The sequence below is a fragment of the Kitasatospora sp. NPDC101235 genome (genome assembly GCF_044767505.1).
Lineage (GTDB): Bacteria > Actinomycetota > Actinomycetes > Streptomycetales > Streptomycetaceae > Kitasatospora.
On sequence record NZ_JBIWNZ010000001.1, the window covers coordinates 21,586 to 39,711 of the forward strand.

Consider the following 18,126-nt stretch of genomic DNA (forward strand, 5'->3'; position numbering starts at 1 on the left):
GTGGACACGGCCGGTGCCGACCGGGAGGCGGTCGAGGCCGAGGGGGCGGTCGAGGTCGAGGGGGCGGTCGAGGCCGAGGGGGACCCGGCCGCTGAAAATGCGGCTTTCGTCAACTTGGACGTGGGCGACCAACCCTTGTGAGGGACGGAAGTTATCCACAACCCCGGACTTGTCCACAGCTTCTGACAACGTGGATGCGCACCCGGGCCATTCCTCGCACGCTTTCGCCGTGACCAGCCGTCAGTGCTCGGACCGCCCCTTCCGGCGGCCAGGGCCGACGGCGACAGCGAGCGGGAGGAGCGGTGGCCATGGAGGCGCTGCGACTGATCAAGACGGCCCGGCACGCCCTGGCCGAGGCCAGGCACGTACCGGACGTGCTAGCCGAGGCGCGGCAGGCCGCGCTGCTCACCGAGGCGGTGGGCGCCAGGCTGGCGGAGTCGGAGGACGAGGAGCTCACCGGGCTGGGGCAGCAGCTGTCCGAGGCCGGGGCCCATGCGGCGGTCTGCCTGGACCGCTCCGTCCTCCGGGCGGCCCTGGTGAGCGGCGGCCGGGCCGCGCGGCTCACCGACCTCGGGGACTTGGCGCCGGCCCTGGGGGCGCTGGACGGGTTGCTCCAGGAGGTCGGCGAGACGCTGGTGGTGCTGGCCTGCGGAGCGGACACCGAGAGCCTCTACTGGACCTGCATCGACGGTGTGGACGCGGTGTCGGAGTGCAAGGACCTGACCGGGCGGCTGCGTGAGGCGGCGGTCCGGGCCGGGGAGGCGCAGCCCGCGGTGCTCGGCGGGGCGGAGCGTGAGCGAGAGCCGGTGGGTGGCGGGGCGCCGTTACTGGTGGTCCGGCTCGGCCCGCCGGGCGAAGCCGGCCCGCCGGGTGGGGGCGGTGCGGCGCGCAGCAGCGGCTCGCCCTCCGGCAGTGGTCCCCCGGAGGGCAGCGGCCCGCCCGGTGGGGGCGGGCCGGCCGGGGAGGAGCAGGCGGCGGGCTACCGCGTGCCCGGCGCGTCCGAGGTCTCGGAGGTGTCCGTGCCGGTCGGATAGGTGGTGGAGTCTGCGCTTCCGGGGCCGGAGCCCTGGAGTTCGGCGAGGTCGGCGGTGACGGAGGCGAGCAGTTCCTGCATCTGCTCCAGCAGGCTCTTGGGAGTGGCGGGTCCGGCCGAGGTGCCGTCGGCCGAGCCCGTCGGGCTGCTCGGGAACTGCGGCGTGGCAGATGGTTCGGACATGACGGGACCTCTTCGGATCGGTGGTGCGGTGTGGAGCGGCCGACGGTGGCTCGGACCGCACGGCGGGAGGTGGCAGTTGCCCGCCACCGGGGTACCCACCCCCGCCGTAGCACCCAACGAACCGCTCCGGATGCCGTCACCCGGACACCACCCGATGCGGTCCAACTCTGCTGCGCGGTAAGCCTCCCGGGTGAGCAGGGGTTGCCGTCACGGCGCGGCCTCGGCTAGGCGCGGAGCGACCCCGGGCGACGTGGAGCGGGGCGTGACCGGCGACGCGGAACAGGGCGTGGTCGAGCACGCCCTGGGAGGAGAAGGAGGAAGAAGAAGGGGGAGAACCCACCCCTTGCCACTCTCAACGTATAGCGCATGGGGGGTCTTGCGGCAAGGCCCCCGCGGTGGCGCACAATCGCAGGCCTCAGATCGGAGCTGATGCCATGAACCGCCAGACCACCAGTGCGTTCGACCTTCCCGCCCGTCTCGCCGCCAAGGCCGATCCGGCGCTGATCGGCGAGGACGAACAGCACTTTGCGGCCGTTGCGGAGAGCCTGTCGCAGTCGATCGCCGAGCTGTCCGACCACCTCGACGCGCTGCGCCGCGCGCCGGGCGGTCTCGGCCGGGAGGCGATGGACCGGGACATCGAGGTGCACAGGCTGACCGGTCGGCTGCGTGCCCTGCGCCGCTTCGGTCTGGACCTGTGCCTCGGGCGGGTCGTCCTCGCGGACGACCCGGAGCCGGTGTACATCGGGCGGCTCGGTCTCACCGACAGCGAGGGGCGCCGGCTGCTGGTCGACTGGCGCTCGCCCGCGGCCGAGCCGTTCTTCGCGGCCACCCACGCCGACCCGATGGGCCTGGTGAGCCGGCGCCGGTACCGCTGGACCGGTGGCCGGATCGGCGACTACTGGGACGAGGTGTTCACCGCCGAGGCCCTGGAGGGGCACGCCGCGCTGGACGACCAGTCCGCGTTCATCGCCAGTCTGGGCAGCAACCGGTCGGCCCGAATGAGGGATGTGCTGGCCACCGTCCAGGCCGACCAGAACGCCATCATCCGGGCGGGGTCCCGGGGCGCCCTGGTGGTCGACGGCGGCCCCGGCACCGGCAAGACGGTCGTCGCGTTGCACCGCTCCGCGTACCTGCTCCACTCCGACCCCCGGCTCGGCCACCGGCGCGGCGGCGTGCTGTTCGTCGGCCCGCACCAGCCCTACCTGGCCTACGTCGCCGACGTCCTGCCCAGCCTGGGCGAGGAGGGGGTGCGCACCTGCACCGTGCGGGACCTCGTCGTGGAGGGGGCGAAGGCCGGGGCCGAGACCGACCCGGAGGCGGCCCGGCTGAAGTCCTCGGTCGACATGGTGAAGGCGATCGAGAAGGCCGTCCGGTTCTACGAGGAGCCGCCCACCGAGGGCATGGAGGTGACCACCCACTGGGCCGACCTCTGGCTGAGCGCCGAGGACTGGTCCGACGCGTTCGACGCGCCGGACCCGGGCACCCCGCACAACGAGGCCCGCGAGCAGATCTGGGAGGAACTGGCCACGATCCTGATGGACAAGCTGGACGAGGACGAGGGGGTCTCGCCCGAGCTGTTCCGCAGGTCGCTGCGACAGGACCGGGAGCTGACCGAGACGCTCAACCGGGCCTGGCCGCTGCTCGACGCGGCCGACCTGGTCGGCGACCTCTGGTCGGTGCCCGCCTACCTGCGGATGTGCGCGCCCTGGCTCGCACCCGAGGAGGTCCGCAGGCTCCGGCGCAAGGACGCGCCCCAGGCCTGGACGGTGTCCGACCTGCCGCTCCTGGACGCGGCCCGGCAGCGGCTCGGCGATCCGGAGGCGGAGGGGCGCCGGCGCCGGCGGGAGGCCGCGGCCTCCGCCGAACGCGCACGGATGGCCGACGTCATCGGCGACCTGCTGCAGGCCGACGACGACGGCGAGGGCGCGGTGACGATGCTGCGCGGGCGCGACCTCCAGGACACCCTGGTCGACGAGACTGCCCTGCCCGTCGCCGACCCGGAGCCGCTCGCCGGGCCGTTCGCGCACATCGTGGTGGACGAGGCCCAGGAGCTGACCGACGCGGAGTGGCAGATGCTGCTGCTGCGCTGCCCGTCCCGGAGCTTCACCATCGTCGGGGACCGCGCGCAGGCCAGGCACGGTTTCACGGAATCCTGGCAGGAGCGGCTGGAGCGGATCGGGCTCGACCGGAACACGGTGGCCTCGCTGAGCATCAACTACCGGACGCCGGAGGAGGTCATGGCCGAGGCCGAACCCGCGATCCGGGCCGCACTGCCGGACGCCAACGTGCCGACCTCCGTCCGCAGCAGCGGCATCCCCGTCGAGCACCGGTCGGTGGCGGAGCTGGACGCCGTCCTGGACGGCTGGCTCGCCGAGCACGGCGAGGGGGTCGCCTGTGTGATCGGTGCCCGCGGTTTCGAGGCGCGGCCGCGGGTCCGGTCGTTGACTCCGGAGCTGGCCAAGGGCCTCGAGTTCGACCTGGTCGTCCTGGCCGATCCGGAGTCGTTCGGCGGGGGTGTGGAGGGAGCGGTCGACCGCTACGTCGCGATGACCAGGGCGACCCAGCGGCTGGTGGTCCTCAGGAACTCGTGAGGAGGCGACGGCGAAGGGAACAAGCGCGGAAGGAGGGAGCGTAGGGGCTGGAACGCGCGTCTGGAACGCGCGTCGCCCGGTCGAGTGACGCGGGTGCCGGGCGGTGGCGTCGGGAGGTCGGACCGGGGTGATGGACGAGCAGGAACCGCCGGCGCCATGGGCGGCCGGGGAAGGCGCCGGGGCGCCACCGCAAGCCCTGAGGCCCGCGCGGATGGGGCCCAGCCCACCAGCGAGCGGACCCCGAGATGCGAGCGGGGCCCGGCGCCACCCGGCACCGGACCCCAACGGCCGCTGCCCGCAGGTCAGTTGTGGGCGTGCAGGTCGGCGTTCAGGCCGCCCCAGGAGCCGGAGCGGGCGATGACCTCGACCGCGCCGCTCTGCGAGTTGCGGCGGAACAGCAGGTTGTCCTGGCCGGACAGCTCGACAGCCTTGGCCACCGTGCCGTCCGGGGTGGTGACCCGGGTGCCGGCGGTCACGTACAGGCCGGCCTCGACCACGCAGTCGCTGCCGAGCGAGATGCCGATGCCCGCGTTGGCGCCGAGCAGGCAGCGCTCGCCGACCGAGACGACCTGCTTACCGCCGCCGGACAGGGTGCCCATGATCGAGGCGCCGCCGCCGATGTCGCTGTGGTCGCCGACGACGACGCCCGCGCTGATCCGGCCCTCGACCATGGAGGTGCCCAGGGTGCCGGCGTTGAAGTTGACGAAGCCCTCGTGCATCACGGTGGTGCCCGTGGCCAGGTGCGCGCCGAGCCGGACGCGGTCGGCGTGGGCGATGCGCACACCGGTCGGGGCGACGTAGTCGGTCATCCGCGGGAACTTGTCGATCCCGTACACGGCCAGCTGGCCGCCCTGGGCGCGCACGGCGAGGCGGGCCTGCTCGACCTTGTCCACCGGGACGGGGCCGATGCTGGTCCACGCGACATTGGCCAGCAGGCCGAAGACGCCGTCCAGGTTCTGGCCGTGCGGCTTGACCAGACGGTGGCTGAGCAGGTGCAGGCGCAGGTACACGTCGTGCGTGTCGAGCGGCTTCTCGTCCAGCGAGGCGATGGTGGTGCGCACGGCGACCACCTCGACGCCGCGGCGCGCGTCGGCGCGCAGCGCCTCGGCCGCGCCGGCGCCGAGCTCGGCCTCGGCCTGCTCGGCGGTCAGGCGGACGGTGCCGGCCGGGCCGGGCTCGGCGGCCAGCGCGGGGGCGGGGAACCAGGTGTCGAGGACGGTGCCGTCGGCGGCGATGGTGGCCAGACCGGTGGCCACGGCGCCGTTCGCCGAGGAGGTGGATTCGAGCGAGGTGGATTCAGCAGTCACACCGTGCACGTTAACCAATGCGGGGCCCCGGTGCCGAACACGCCCATCGGGCGGACGCACCCGCCGGACGTGCTGGTCGGCGGCCCGCGGGGCGGGAAAACCCGGTGCCCGGCGCCCCGGCACTGGGCGATACTTCGGCGGGTGTTCATGTCGATCTCCACCACCGGCAGCGCCGAGGACCCGGCCACGGACCTCGGGTTCCTGCTGCACAAGCACCCCGGCAAGGTCCAGCGGTTCACCACGTCGCACGGCGAGGCCCACGTCTTCTACCCCGAGGCGGAGGACGAGCTCTGCACGGCGGCGCTGCTGCTGGACATCGACCCGATCGCACTGGTCCGCAAGGGTCGGGGCGACGGCAGGGGGCGCGGCGGCTCGCCCGACTTCGCGCTCGCCCAGTACGTCAACGACCGTCCGTACGCCGCGTCCTCGCTGCTCGCGGTGGCGCTGCGCACGGTGTTCCGGTCCGCGATGAAGGGCGCCTGCCCGGCCCGCCCCGAACTGCCCGGGCGGGCCCGCCCGCTGCGGATCGAGCTGCCCGCCGTGCCCGCGAACGGCGCGGGCGAGAGCGGTGGCCCGGCCCTGGTCATCCGGCTGTTCGAGCCGCTGGGCTGGCAGGTCGAGGCGACGGCGATCCCGTTGGACGAGTCGTTCCCCGAGTGGGGCGAGTCCCGCTACGTACGGATCGCGCTCTCCTCCGGGACGGTACGGCTCGCCGACGCGCTCCAGCACCTGTACGTGCTGCTGCCGGTGCTGGACGGCGCCAAGCACTACTGGGTCGCCCCGGACGAGGTGGACAAGCTGCTCGCCGCCGGTCAGGGCTGGCTGGCGGCCCACCCGGAGCGCGCCCTGATCACCCGCCGCTACCTGTCCCGGCGCTGGTCGCTGACCCGGGCCGCGATGGAGCGCCTGGAGCTGGCCCGGCTGGCGGAGGCCGACGACCGCGAGGTCGAGGAGATCGACAACGCGGTCGACGACCGGCCCGAGGAGGAGCCCGGCGACGCGGACCCCGACGCGAACCCCAGCGCGAGCCCCGACACGAACGGCCGGGAGCGTCCCGAGGACGGCAGCGCGGCCGGCCCGGTGCCGGAGCAGCCCCGCGGGCCCTCCCTCGCCGAGCAGCGCCGCACCGCGATCCTCGATGCGCTGCGCGAGACCGGCGCCGCCCGCGTCGCCGATCTCGGCTGCGGTCAGGGCGAGTTGATCGCCGAGCTGCTCAAGGACGCCCGGTTCACCGGAATCCTCGGCGTGGACGTCTCCGCCCGGGCGCTGCGGGCGGCGAGCCGTAAGCTGCGTCTGGAGCGCTTGCCGGAGCGTCAGGCCGCCCGGGTGACGCTGACACAGGGAGCGCTCACCTACACCGATGCCCGGCTCAAGGGCTTCGACGCGGCGGTGCTGTGCGAGGTGATCGAGCACCTGGACCTGCCTCGGCTGCCCGCGCTGGAGTACGCGGTGTTCGGTGCCGCCCGGCCGAGGACGGTCGTGGTCACCACGCCGAACGCCGAGTACAACGTCCGCTGGGAGAGCCTGCCTGCGGGCGCCGTCCGGCACGCCGACCACCGCTTCGAGTGGTCCCGGGCGGAGTTCCGCGCCTGGGCCGGGAAGATCGCCGCCGCGTACGGCTACACCGTGGAGCTGCGCCCGGTCGGCCCGGAGGACGAGGAGGTCGGCGCCCCGACCCAGCTGGCCCTGTTCACCGCGGCCACCGCACCCACCACGACGGCGACGCCCACCACGCCCGCCGAGACCACCGCGCCCGCCGAGACCACCACGCCCACCACACTCACCGAGACCATCACGACCACGACGCCCGAAGGAGGCGAACCCCGATGACCGACGACGCGACCGAGAGCGCCGCACCCGACGAGAGCCAGGACCAGGCGCAGGCCGAGCGCGGCACCACCCCCCGCCGCCTCCCCGTCACCGACGTCTCCCTCGTCGTCCTGATCGGCACCAGCGGCGCGGGCAAGTCCACCTTCGCCCGCCGCCACTTCCTGCCCACCCAGGTGGTCTCCTCCGACTTCTGCCGAGGACTGGTCGCCGACGACGAGAACGACCAGTCCGCCTCCGCCGAGGCCTTCGACGTCCTGCACTACATCGTCGGCAAGCGCCTGGCGGCCGGCCGGCTGACCGTCGTGGACGCCACCAACGTCCAGCCCGAGGCCCGCCGTCAGCTGGTCGCGATCGCCCGCGAGCACGATGTGCTGCCGATCGCGATCGTCCTGGACGTTCCGCCGGGGGTGTGCGCCGAGCGCAACCGTTCCCGCCCGGACCGTCAGCTGCCGGCCCACGTCGTCCCCCGCCAGCACCGGGAGCTGCGCCGTTCCCTCCGGGGCCTGGAGCGCGAGGGCTTCCGCAAGGTGCACGTCCTGCGCGGCGAGGCCGAGGTGGCGGCGGCCGGGATCGAGCTGGAGAAGCGCTACAACGACCTGCGCCACCTCACCGGCCCGTTCGACATCGTCGGCGACGTCCACGGCTGCCGCTCCGAGCTGGAGACCCTGCTGACCCGCCTCGGCTACACCCTGACCCGGGACGCCGAGGGCCGCCCGGTGGACGCCGCGCACCCCGCGGGCCGCACCGCCGTCTTCGTCGGTGACCTGGTCGACCGCGGCCCCGACACCCCGGGCGTGCTGCGCCTGGTGATGGGCATGGTGGCGGCCGGCCACGCGCTCTGCGTGCCGGGCAACCACGAGAACAAGCTCGGCCGGGCGATGGACGGCAAGAAGGTCAACATCGCCTACGGCCTGCAGGAGTCGCTGGACCAGCTGGCGGGGGAGAGCGAGGAGTTCCGGGCCGAGGCCCGCGCGTTCATGCGCGGCCTGGTCAGCCACTACCTGCTGGACGGCGGCGCCCTGGTGGTCTGCCACGCCGGCCTGCCGGAGAAGTACCACGGCCGCAACTCCGGCCGGGTCCGCTCGCACGCGCTGTACGGGGAGACCACCGGCGAGACCGACGAGTACGGTCTGCCGGTGCGCTACCCGTGGGCGGAGGAGTACCGGGGCCGGGCGCTGGTGGTCTACGGCCACACCCCGGTGCCGACCGCGAGCTTCGTCAACAACACCGTCTGCCTGGACACCGGCTGCGTCTTCGGTGGCAGCCTGACCGCGCTGCGCTACCCGGAGCGCGAGCTGGTGAGCGTCGGGGCCGAGCGCGAGTGGTACGCCCCTGTGCGTCCGCTGATCACCGATGCGCCGGGTGCCCGCGAGGGCCGTCCGCTGGACCTCGCCGGCGTGGCCGGGCGCCGGATCGTCGAGACCGGGCTGCACGGGCGGGTGGCCGTCCGGGAGGAGAACGCGGCCGCCGCGCTGGAGGTGATGAGCCGCTTCGCGCTGGACCCGAGGCTGCTCGCCTACCTGCCGCCGACCATGGCGCCGAGCGCCACCTCGCGCCGGGACGGCTACCTGGAGCACCCGGAGGAGGCCTTCCTCGGCTACCGGGCGGACGGTGTGCGGCACCTGGTCTGCGAGGAGAAGCACATGGGCTCGCGCGCGGTGCTGCTGGTCGCCAGGGACGAGTCCGCGCTGGAGCGCCGCTTCGGCGTGGCCGGCCCCGGCGCGATCTGGACCCGGACCGGCCGCGCCTTCCTCGCCGACGGGGAGCTGGCCGGTGCCGTGCTCGACCGGGTCCGGGCGGCGGCCGAGCGCACCGGGCTGTTCGAGGAGCTGGCCACCGACTGGCTGCTGCTGGACGCCGAGCTGATGCCCTGGTCGCTGAAGGCGGTGGAGCTGCTGCGCCGTCAGTACGCGGCGGTCGGCGCGGCGGCGGGCGCCGCGCTGCCGGAGGTGCTGTCCGCGCTGGAGCGGGCGGCCGGGCGCGGTCTGGACCTCGCCCACCTGACCGCCCGCCAGCGCCGGCGCGCGGCCGACGCGCAGGCGTTCACCGAGGCGTACCGGCGCTACTGCTGGCCGACCGAGGGCCTGTCGGGCATCCGGCTCGCGCCGTTCCAGCTGCTCGCGGCCGAGGGAGTGAACCTCGCGGTGCGCCCGCACGACGAGCACCTGGAGCTGATCGACCGTCTGGTGGCCGCCGACACCGCTGCCGCGACCGCCGACGCGACTGCCGACGCCACCGCCCACGCGACCGGCGGCCCGGGAGGCCCGGAGCACCGGAAAGAGCCGGTGCTGCACCGCACCCGGCGGATCCTGGTGGACACCGAGGACGAGGCCTCGATGGCCGCCGCCACCGCCTGGTGGGAGGAGCTGACCGCGGCGGGCGGCGAGGGAATGGTGGTCAAGCCGCTGGTTTCGCCGGCGCGCACGGTGCGCGGCGAGGGCCGGCCGGGCGGTCTGGTGCAGCCCGGGGTGAAGGTGCGCGGCCGGGAGTACCTGCGGATCATCTACGGCCCGGACTACACCGAGCACCTCGACCGGCTGCGGCTGCGCGCGCTGGGCCACAAGCGCTCGCTGGCGCTGCGTGAGTACGCGCTGGGCCTGGAGGCGCTGGACCGGCTGGCGGCGGGGGAGCCGCTGTGGCGGGTGCACGAGCCGGTCTTCGCGGTGCTCGCGCTGGAGTCGGAGCCGGTCGATCCTCGGCTGTGACGGTGGCGCCGGAGGAGGGGAGTTGCCCCGTGGCTCCCTTCCTCCGCCCTGCCTCTGTATAGAAATTCCGAGTATCGTATAGACTTGCCGCTTTCCCGCAGTCCCGTCACCCCAGGAGCCCGGCATGGCCTTCAACCTCCGGAACAGGCACTTCCTCAAGGAGCTCGACTTCACGCCCCAGGAGTTCCGCTTCCTGGTGGACCTCGCCGCCGGTCTCAAGGCGGCGAAGTACGCGGGCACCGAGCAGCCCCGGCTGCGCGGCAGGAACATCGCGCTGATCTTCGAGAAGACCTCCACCCGCACCCGCTGCGCCTTCGAGGTCGCCGCCCACGACCAGGGCGCCACCACCACCTACCTGGACCCCGCGGGCTCGCAGATCGGCCACAAGGAGTCGATCAGGGACACCGCCCGGGTGCTCGGCCGGATGTTCGACGGTATCGAGTACCGCGGCCACGGCCAGGAGGTCGTCGAGGAGCTCGCCGAGTACTCCGGCGTCCCGGTCTGGAACGGCCTGACCGACGAGTGGCACCCCACCCAGATGCTGGCCGACGTGCTCACCATCACCGAGCACACCGTCAAGCCGCTCCCCGACGTCGCCCTCGCCTACCTCGGCGACGCCCGCTCCAACATGGGCAACTCGCTGCTGGTCACCGGCGCCCTGCTCGGCATGGACATCCGGATCGTCGCCCCGCGCGCGCTCTGGCCGACCGAGGAGGTGCAGAAGTCGGCGCAGGCCCTGGCCGAGACGACCGGCGCCCGGATCACCCTGACCGAGGACGTGGCCGAGGGCGTGGCCGGCGTCGACTTCCTCTACACCGACGTCTGGGTCTCGATGGGCGAGCCCAAGGAGGTCTGGGCCGAGCGGATCGAGCTGCTCGCGCCGTACCAGGTCTCCATGGACACCGTCCGGGCCACCGGCAACCCGGACGTGAAGTTCCTGCACTGCCTGCCCGCCTTCCACGACCTCGGCACGGTGGTCGGGCGGCAGATGTACGAGGAGACCGGCATGACCGAGCTGGAGTGCACCGACGAGCTGTTCGAGTCGGCGCACTCCATCGTGTTCGACCAGGCCGAGAACCGGCTGCACACCATCAAGGCGGTGCTGGTCGCCACCCTCGGCTCCTGACCGGCCCGAGGACTCCGGACGGCCCCGGGAGCGGACGACCCCCCGGGGCTGCGGACGGCCTTCCGGGTGGCTCCGGCCTCAGTCGTCCAGCTTGACGCAGGCCACCCGGTCGCCCGCCGCGTGCGGGCCGGCCGGGGTGCCCGCGTGCAGCACCAGCGAGCGGGCCTCGCCCGGCCGCGGCTGCCAGGCCACCGCGGTGGTGGCGCTGCCCCCGCCCCGCCCGTCGGTGCGCAGCACCAGCCGCAGCTCGTTGTGCCCGTTGGCGTACGCCGGGTCGGTGGACGGCTGCACCGGGTCGACCGCGTCCTGGTAGTGGGGCCCGGAGGAGGCCGGGTCGGCCCCGCAGCCGCCGGTGTGCAGGTGCACCGGGAACTCGTGACCGGGGGCGAGCCCGGAGGCCGTCAGGGTGAGCACCGTCCGCCCGGGCACCGAGTGGTCGGTGACGATCCGGGCGTGCGAGCCGTACGGCACCAGGTCGCTCGCGTAGCTGATCGCGGCCGGCGGGACGAAGGCGGTGGCCGGGTCGAAGTCGGCCTCGACGACGGTGACCGGTGAGGCGGCCGGGGCGAGCAGGGCCAGTGGCAGCAGGGCGGCGGCGAGCGGAGCGGTCATCGGTCGGGCCTTTCGGGGGCGGGGCGACGGGGCCCCCTGCTCAACGGCGCCGCCCCGGGAAGGACACCGCCCCGGGAAGGACACTGCCCCGGGAAGGACGCCGCCACCGAGGGCGCCCCCGCCCGGGAGCGCCCCCGCCCGTGCGGGCCGCGAGCCTCAGGCGGGCGGCTCGCGCCGGATCCCCCGGATCTCGCAGCGCGGCCCGCTGGCCCGCATCAGCCGCAGGTCGGCGGTGACCAGCGGCACCCCGTACCGCTCGGCGACCGCGACGTACGCGGCGTCGTCCGGGGTCAGGTTGTCCTTGAGCTCCCAGATCCGCCCGAGCAGCGGCGCCACCTCGACCTTGCGGACCTTGTGGGCCGCCACCTCGGCGAGTTCGCCGGTGACTTCGGCGACCCGCTCGGCGGTCAGTTCCTTGGCCAGGTAGAGGCCGCGCAGCGACTGCATCACCTCGATCACGATGTGCTCGGGCGCCAGCCACTCGCCGTCGGCGGCGAGTTCGGCCCGGGCGGCGGCCCCGCGCGGGCCCTCGTCGGCGAGCGCCAGCACCAGCGCGGACGCGTCCACCACGATCACCGGCCGACCCCCTTCGCCATGCGCCTCACCCGGCCAACCGTACCGGGAAGGCTCTCGGCCCTTCGGGCCGGATGCGGCGGTGGCGCCGTCGGCGGGCATGGTGCGCTCCGGCCGTCGTCGTGGAACGGCCGGACCGTCCCCTTCCGTGGCGACGTGGGGGGCTGCGCCGCTGTGCCTGATCGGACGCCTGAGTTCGGAAACCGCGTGACGACCCGGTCAGCTCCCGGCCAGCAGTCCGGCCAGCAGGGAGGCGGCGTTGGCGGTGCCGGAGGCGATCCAGGGCAGCGGGTCGCGCGGGCGCAGACCGGCGAGTGGGCACAGCAGCAGCGCCTCGACGGCGCAGACCGCGGCCTCGCTGAGTGCGAAGGTCGTCCAGTACGCTGCCGCCGGTCCGTCGGTCCAGTGCCGGAGGGTCCACCAGAGCAGCGGGTGCGTCACCAGGTTGACCAGGACGGCGGCCGCGGCCGCCCGTCCGGGGCGGACCCGTCCGACGCGGACGAGGGCGGCGGTGTAGACGGGGGTCTCGGTCAGCAGGGTGAGGGCGAGGGCCACCGGGTAGCGCACGGCGGGGATCGTGCCATGAAGAGGGGGAACGTGGCGACCACGAGCGCAGGCGCGGCCACGAACGTCGGTGCACCCGCGGCCGGGGGCGCCGTCTGGCCCGCGCCCGGTCCGGCCGCCCGGCTGGGTGCCGCGCCGTTCGCGGGCTTCGTCCTGTCGGCCGTCCTCGCCCTGGCGCTGGCCCTGCGGGCGCCGACCGGCCTGGCGGTGCTGGGCCTGGCCGCGTTCGGCCTGCTGCACAACGTGCTGGAGCTGCGCTACGTGGCCGGCCGCTTCGCCACCGTCCTGACCGGCCCGCTGCTGCGGCTGCTGCTGGCACTGGTGACCGGCATCGTGCTGTGCCGCCTGCTGCCGCCCTCCCGGGCGTCCCAGGCGGCGGAGATCCTGCTCGCGTACGGCCTGCTGGCGGCCGCCTGCCGGTACGGGCTGCGCGGCCGCCCCCGGCTCCTGGCGGCGGGCGCGGTGCTGCTGGTGGCGGCCGGGGCGGCCTCGCTGGCCTTCCCGGCGTACCACTTCGTGGTGCTGGCCCATCTGCACAACGTGGTGCCGCTGCTGTTCCTGGCCGAGTGGTCGCGCCGGCTGCGGCGGGGGCGGGCCGGGTTCCTGGCGCTCCAGGCCGGCTGGGTGCTGGTGGTGCCGGCGCTGCTGCTGAGCGGTCTGCTGGACGGTGTGCTGTCCCAGCGCCCCGGCGGCTGGACGGACCGGCTGGCAGCCGCCTACACCCCGCCCGCCTGGCTGACGCCGGAGGCGGGCCTGCGCTTCCTGGCGGTGTTCGCCTTCCTCCAGACGATGCACTACGTGGTCTGGGTCTGGTTCCTGCCCCGGTACGCGCCGGAGGCCGCGGAGCGCTTCGACGCCCGGGTGCCGGCGCTGCGCGGGGTCCGGGCCTGGGTGCTGGGCGCGGGCGCCGGCGTGCTGCTGGCGCTGCTGTTCGCGGTGGACTACGCCCAGGGCCGGTCGCTGTACGCGGCGTTGGCGAGCTACCACGCGTATCTGGAGTTCCCGGTGCTGTTGATGCTGGTTCTGGGCCTGGGCGCGAACCGGGCACGAACATAAGGAGAAAGAGTGACGACGATCCTGCTGGCCGACATCGCCCCCTCGCCGACCGGCGGTTCCGGTGGTGAGCTTGTGGTGGTGCTGCTGATGGCGGCCGCGGTCGTGGCGGGTGCGGTCTGGCTGATCAGGCTGGAGCGCAAGCGGCGCGGCCCGGACGACCAGTGAGCCACGGCATGCACTATGGTTTATCTCGACATCGAGATAACTGCCCCTTACGATATATCTCGACATCAAGATACTTGCCGAGAGGCGCTCGCCGGCGATGCGGCAAGGCCTGCCTAAGTAAGGCTGACCTTACCACCGCGTGACGGCCGGATATCGCACGAAGCACCCAGAAGGAGTCAGTCGTGTCCGCGAACAGCTTCGACGCCCGCAGCTCGCTGCAGGTGGGCGACGAGTCGTACGAGATCTTCAAGCTCTCCGCCGTCGAGGGTTCCGAGCGGCTGCCGTACAGCCTCAAGGTGCTGCTGGAGAACCTGCTCCGCACGGAGGACGGCGCGAACATCACCGCCGACCACATCCGCGCCCTCGGCAGCTGGGACGAGAACGCCCAGCCGAGCCAGGAGATCCAGTTCACCCCGGCCCGCGTGATCATGCAGGACTTCACCGGTGTGCCGTGCGTGGTCGACCTCGCCACCATGCGTGAGGCCGTCAAGGAGCTGGGCGGCGACCCGGCCAAGATCAACCCGCTGGCCCCGGCCGAGCTGGTCATCGACCACTCGGTCATCGCCGACAAGTTCGGCACCAAGGACGCGTTCACCCAGAACGTCGAGATCGAGTACGGCCGCAACAAGGAGCGCTACCAGTTCCTGCGCTGGGGCCAGACCGCCTTCGACGAGTTCAAGGTCGTCCCGCCGGGCACCGGCATCGTCCACCAGGTGAACATCGAGCACCTGGCCCGCACCGTCATGGTCCGCGGCGGCCAGGCCTACCCGGACACCTGCGTCGGCACCGACTCGCACACCACCATGGTCAACGGCCTGGGCGTGCTGGGCTGGGGCGTCGGCGGCATCGAGGCCGAGGCCGCCATGCTCGGCCAGCCGGTCTCCATGCTGATCCCGCGCGTCGTCGGCTTCAAGCTGACCGGCGAGCTGCCGGCCGGCACCACCGCCACCGACCTGGTGCTCACCATCACCGAGATGCTGCGCAAGCACGGTGTGGTCGGCAAGTTCGTCGAGTTCTACGGCGACGGCATCGGCTCCATCCCGCTGGCCAACCGCGCCACCATCGGCAACATGTCGCCGGAGTTCGGCTCGACCTGTGCGATCTTCCCGATCGACGCCGAGACCATCAACTACCTGAAGCTCACCGGCCGCGACGAGCAGCAGCTCGCCCTGGTCGAGGCGTACGCCAAGGAGCAGGGTCTCTGGCACGACCCGTCGCACGAGCCGGTCTACTCCGAGTACCTGGAGCTGGACGTCTCCACCGTCGTCCCGTCGATCTCCGGCCCGAAGCGCCCGCAGGACCGCGTCGTGCTGGCCGAGGCCGCCCAGAAGTTCGCCGAGGCGCTGCCGACCTACTCCGCCGAGGCCTCGAAGTCGACCGCCGTCACCGCCCCCGACGGTTCGACCTACGAGATCGACAACGGCGCGGTCGTGATCGCCTCGATCACCTCCTGCACCAACACCTCCAACCCCTCCGTCATGCTGGGCGCCGCCCTGCTGGCGAAGAAGGCCGTGGAGAAGGGCCTGCACGTCAAGCCCTGGGTCAAGACCACCCTGGCGCCCGGCTCCAAGGTCGTCATGGACTACTACGAGAAGGCCGGCCTGCTCCCGTACATGGAGAAGCTGGGCTTCAACCTGGTCGGCTACGGCTGTGTCACCTGCATCGGCAACTCGGGCCCGCTGCCCGAGGAGGTCTCGGCCGCCGTCAACGAGTCCGACCTCGCGGTCGTCTCGGTGCTCTCCGGCAACCGCAACTTCGAGGGCCGGATCAACCCCGACGTCAAGATGAACTACCTGGCCTCCCCGCCGCTGGTGGTCGCCTACGCCCTCGCCGGCAACATGAACGTCGACATCACCAAGGACGCCCTGGGCCAGGACGCCGACGGCAACGACGTCTTCCTCGCCGACATCTGGCCGTCGGAGCAGGAGGTCGCCGACACCGTCGCCGGCTCCATCGACGAGGCCATGTTCGACAAGGGCTACCAGGACGTCTTCGCCGGTGACCACCGCTGGCAGTCGCTCCCGGTCCCGACCGGCAACACCTTCGAGTGGGACGCCGAGTCCACCTACGTCCGCAAGCCCCCGTACTTCGAGGGCATGGCCAAGACCCCGAGCCCGGTGACCGACATCGCCGGCGCCCGCGTCCTGGCCAAGCTGGGCGACTCGGTCACCACCGACCACATCTCCCCGGCCGGCAACATCAAGCCGGGCACCCCGGCGGCGCAGTACCTGACCGCCAACGGTGTCGAGAAGCGCGACTTCAACTCCTACGGTTCCCGTCGAGGCAACCACGAGGTGATGATCCGCGGCACCTTCGCCAACATCCGCCTGCGCAACCAGATCGCGCCGGGCACCGAGGGCGGCTACACCCGCGACTTCACCCAGGCCGACGCGCCGGTGTCGTTCATCTACGACGCCTCGCAGAACTACCAGGCCGCCGGTACCCCGCTGGTCGTCCTGGCCGGCAAGGAGTACGGCTCCGGCTCGTCCCGCGACTGGGCCGCCAAGGGCACCGCGCTGCTGGGCGTCAAGGCCGTCATCGCCGAGTCGTACGAGCGCATCCACCGCTCGAACCTGATCGGCATGGGCGTCCTGCCGCTGCAGTTCCCGGAGGGCGAGAACGCCGACTCCCTCGGCCTGACCGGCGAGGAGACCTTCTCCATCACCGGCGTGACCGAGCTCAACGAGGGCCGCACCCCGAAGACCGTCAAGGTCAAGGCGGTCGGCGCGGACGGGACCAGCAACGAGTTCGACGCGGTCGTCCGCATCGACACCCCCGGTGAGGCGGACTACTACCGCAACGGCGGCATCCTGCAGTACGTGCTGCGCTCGCTGATCGGCTGAGTCCCGGCACAGGCCTGAGAGGGGGGCCGGACCGCACTTCGCGGTCCGGCCCCCTTTTTGCATGCTGCACCGACCGGGCCCGTCCCCTTGTGCGGTGAACGGCAGATGGACTAAACCTCTCTCTCATCTGGTCCAGACCATTTGACGTCGCTTCAGAGAACAGGTCCGGTATGCCCACTCGCGCCTCAGCCCTGCTCGCCGCCGCCACCGTCGCCGCGCTGCTCGCCGCCCCCGCCACCGCCAACGCCGCCGACGGACGGCACGGCCCGAAGCTGAAGGGCCAGCGGGTCGGCTACTTCACCCAGTGGGGCGCCGACAGCTCCGCCAAGCGGGTCCAGGAGTCCGGCCAGGCGGCCAAGCTCACCGTCATCAACTACGCGTTCGGCAACGTCTCCGCCGACGGCACCTGCTTCGAGAGCAACGAGCCCGGCCAGGGCGACGCACGCAACGACTACCAGCGCCCCTTCTCCGCGGCCGAGTCGGTGGACGGCGTGGCCGACGCGCCGGGCCAGAAGCTGAAGGGCCACTTCAACCAGCTGCGCAAGCTCAAGGCGAAGAACCCCCAGCTGCGCACGGTCATCTCGCTGGGCGGCTGGACCTGGTCCAAGTACTTCTCCGACGCGGCCGCCACCGACCAGGCCCGCAAGAAGTTCGTCTCCTCCTGCATCGACCTCTACCTCAAGGGCGACCTGCCGGTCCTGGCCGACTCCCCGGAGGGCGGCAAGGGCACGGCCGCCGGCGTCTTCGACGGCATCGACATCGACTGGGAGTACCCGGGCGGCGGCGGGGACGCGGGCAACGTGGTCCGCCCCGAGGACGGGCGCAACTTCACCCTGCTGATGCGGGAGTTCCGCGACCAGCTGGACGCGCTGAGCGGCAAGAAGGGCAAGCACTACCTGCTGACCGCCGCCGTGGCCGCCAACGAGACCGTCGCCGACCGGCTCGAACTGCCCGAGCTGAGCGAGTCGGTGGACTGGCTGAACGTGATGACCTACGACCTGCACGGCCCGTGGGAGGGCAAGGGCCCGGCCAACCACCAGGCCAACCTGTACTCCGACCCGGCCGACCCGGACCCGCGCCGGCGCAGCGCCGACACGGCCGTCACCCACTACCAGGAGCGCGGCCTGCCCTCCGAGCAGCTCGTCCTCGGGGCCCCGCTGTACGGCCACGGCTGGACCGGCGTCGCCCCCGGCAAGCGCGGCGGCCTCTTCCAGAGCGCCACCGCGGCCGCGCCCGACCACTCCTACCAGGAGATCAACGCGCTGCCGGGCAAGGTCTACGTGGACCGCGACCACGGCGCGTCCTGGAAGTACGACGGCACCACCTTCTACAGCTACGACACCGCCGAGGTGCTCACCCAGAAGGCGCGGTACACGCGCTGGAACGACCTGGCCGGCGTGATGGTCTGGTCGCTGGACGGCGACGACGCCCAGGGCAGCGCGATCGCCGCGCTGGACCGCGGCCTGCGCCGCGACTGACCGTTCCCCGCCCCGCACCCAGGGCCCGCCGCGGACGCACCCGCGGCGGGCCCTGCTGCA

Annotated in this window: 14 protein-coding genes; 9 read left to right on the forward strand and 5 right to left on the reverse strand. The window is 73.0% G+C overall.

What is annotated here, in order from left to right; all coding sequences use genetic code 11:
• Nucleotides 1-308: 308 nt before the first annotated feature.
• A complete protein-coding gene (locus tag ACIRRH_RS00110; protein ID WP_403059410.1) occupies nt 309-1,034 on the forward strand; it encodes a DUF6099 family protein in 726 nt (241 codons plus the stop codon).
• Here the strand turns inward: ACIRRH_RS00110 and ACIRRH_RS00115 are convergent.
• On the reverse strand, nt 980-1,216 hold the full coding sequence (locus tag ACIRRH_RS00115; protein WP_403059413.1) for a hypothetical protein: 237 nt from the start codon (nt 1,214-1,216) through the stop codon (nt 980-982). The two genes, ACIRRH_RS00110 and ACIRRH_RS00115, sit on opposite strands and share 55 nt — an antisense overlap.
• A gap of 434 nt (nt 1,217-1,650) precedes the next feature.
• Here ACIRRH_RS00115 and helR point away from each other — a divergent pair, with 434 nt between their 5' ends.
• Complete coding sequence (gene helR, locus ACIRRH_RS00120) at nt 1,651-3,807, forward strand: RNA polymerase recycling motor ATPase HelR (protein ID WP_403059416.1); 2,157 nt, start codon at nt 1,651-1,653, stop codon at nt 3,805-3,807.
• A 302-nt stretch (nt 3,808-4,109) separates the two neighbouring features.
• On the opposite strand, the gene dapD is transcribed toward helR, so the two are convergent.
• Complete coding sequence (gene dapD, locus ACIRRH_RS00125) at nt 4,110-5,114, reverse strand: 2,3,4,5-tetrahydropyridine-2,6-dicarboxylate N-succinyltransferase (protein ID WP_403059419.1); 1,005 nt, start codon at nt 5,112-5,114, stop codon at nt 4,110-4,112.
• 141 nt (nt 5,115-5,255) lie between these two features.
• Between dapD and ACIRRH_RS00130 the strand changes: the two genes are divergently transcribed.
• The 3 genes from ACIRRH_RS00130 to argF all read left to right on the forward strand — a co-directional run bounded on the left by ACIRRH_RS00130 (nt 5,256) and on the right by argF (nt 10,775).
• On the forward strand, nt 5,256-6,944 hold the full coding sequence (locus ACIRRH_RS00130; protein WP_403059422.1) for a 3' terminal RNA ribose 2'-O-methyltransferase Hen1: 1,689 nt from the start codon (nt 5,256-5,258) through the stop codon (nt 6,942-6,944).
• Nucleotides 6,941-9,649, forward strand: coding sequence for a polynucleotide kinase-phosphatase (locus ACIRRH_RS00135; RefSeq protein ID WP_403059425.1), 2,709 nt, complete (start codon nt 6,941-6,943; stop codon nt 9,647-9,649). Before ACIRRH_RS00130 ends, ACIRRH_RS00135 begins: the two co-directional genes overlap by 4 nt.
• A gap of 124 nt (nt 9,650-9,773) precedes the next feature.
• Nucleotides 9,774-10,775: an ornithine carbamoyltransferase gene (gene argF / locus ACIRRH_RS00140; protein WP_403059428.1), complete on the forward strand. Its 1,002-nt coding sequence runs from the start codon at nt 9,774-9,776 to the stop codon at nt 10,773-10,775.
• Between the two features lie 78 nt (nt 10,776-10,853).
• Here the strand turns inward: argF and ACIRRH_RS00145 are convergent, their stop codons facing one another.
• The 3 genes from ACIRRH_RS00145 to ACIRRH_RS00155 form a co-directional block, all read right to left on the reverse strand.
• Entirely contained in the window at nt 10,854-11,387 is a 534-nt protein-coding gene (locus ACIRRH_RS00145; protein WP_403059431.1) for a superoxide dismutase family protein, read from the reverse strand.
• 156 nt (nt 11,388-11,543) lie between these two features.
• Nucleotides 11,544-11,963, reverse strand: a complete 420-nt coding sequence (locus tag ACIRRH_RS00150) for a type II toxin-antitoxin system VapC family toxin (protein ID WP_224285453.1) — start codon at nt 11,961-11,963, stop codon at nt 11,544-11,546.
• A 216-nt stretch (nt 11,964-12,179) separates the two neighbouring features.
• On the reverse strand, nt 12,180-12,527 hold the full coding sequence (locus tag ACIRRH_RS00155; protein ID WP_403059434.1) for a hypothetical protein: 348 nt from the start codon (nt 12,525-12,527) through the stop codon (nt 12,180-12,182).
• A gap of 30 nt (nt 12,528-12,557) precedes the next feature.
• Between ACIRRH_RS00155 and ACIRRH_RS00160 the strand changes: the two genes are divergently transcribed.
• The 4 genes from ACIRRH_RS00160 (at nt 12,558) to ACIRRH_RS00175 (ending at nt 18,066) form a co-directional block, all read left to right on the forward strand.
• Entirely contained in the window at nt 12,558-13,580 is a 1,023-nt protein-coding gene (locus ACIRRH_RS00160; protein ID WP_403059437.1) for a hypothetical protein, read from the forward strand.
• Nucleotides 13,581-13,589: 9 nt separating this feature from the next.
• On the forward strand, nt 13,590-13,745 hold the full coding sequence (locus tag ACIRRH_RS00165) for a hypothetical protein (protein ID WP_224284168.1): 156 nt from the start codon (nt 13,590-13,592) through the stop codon (nt 13,743-13,745).
• 182 nt (nt 13,746-13,927) lie between these two features.
• Nucleotides 13,928-16,588: an aconitate hydratase AcnA gene (gene acnA / locus ACIRRH_RS00170; protein WP_403059440.1), complete on the forward strand. Its 2,661-nt coding sequence runs from the start codon at nt 13,928-13,930 to the stop codon at nt 16,586-16,588.
• 170 nt (nt 16,589-16,758) lie between these two features.
• On the forward strand, nt 16,759-18,066 hold the full coding sequence (locus tag ACIRRH_RS00175) for a glycoside hydrolase family 18 protein (protein ID WP_403059443.1): 1,308 nt from the start codon (nt 16,759-16,761) through the stop codon (nt 18,064-18,066).
• The last annotated feature ends 60 nt before the right edge of the window (nt 18,067-18,126 follow it).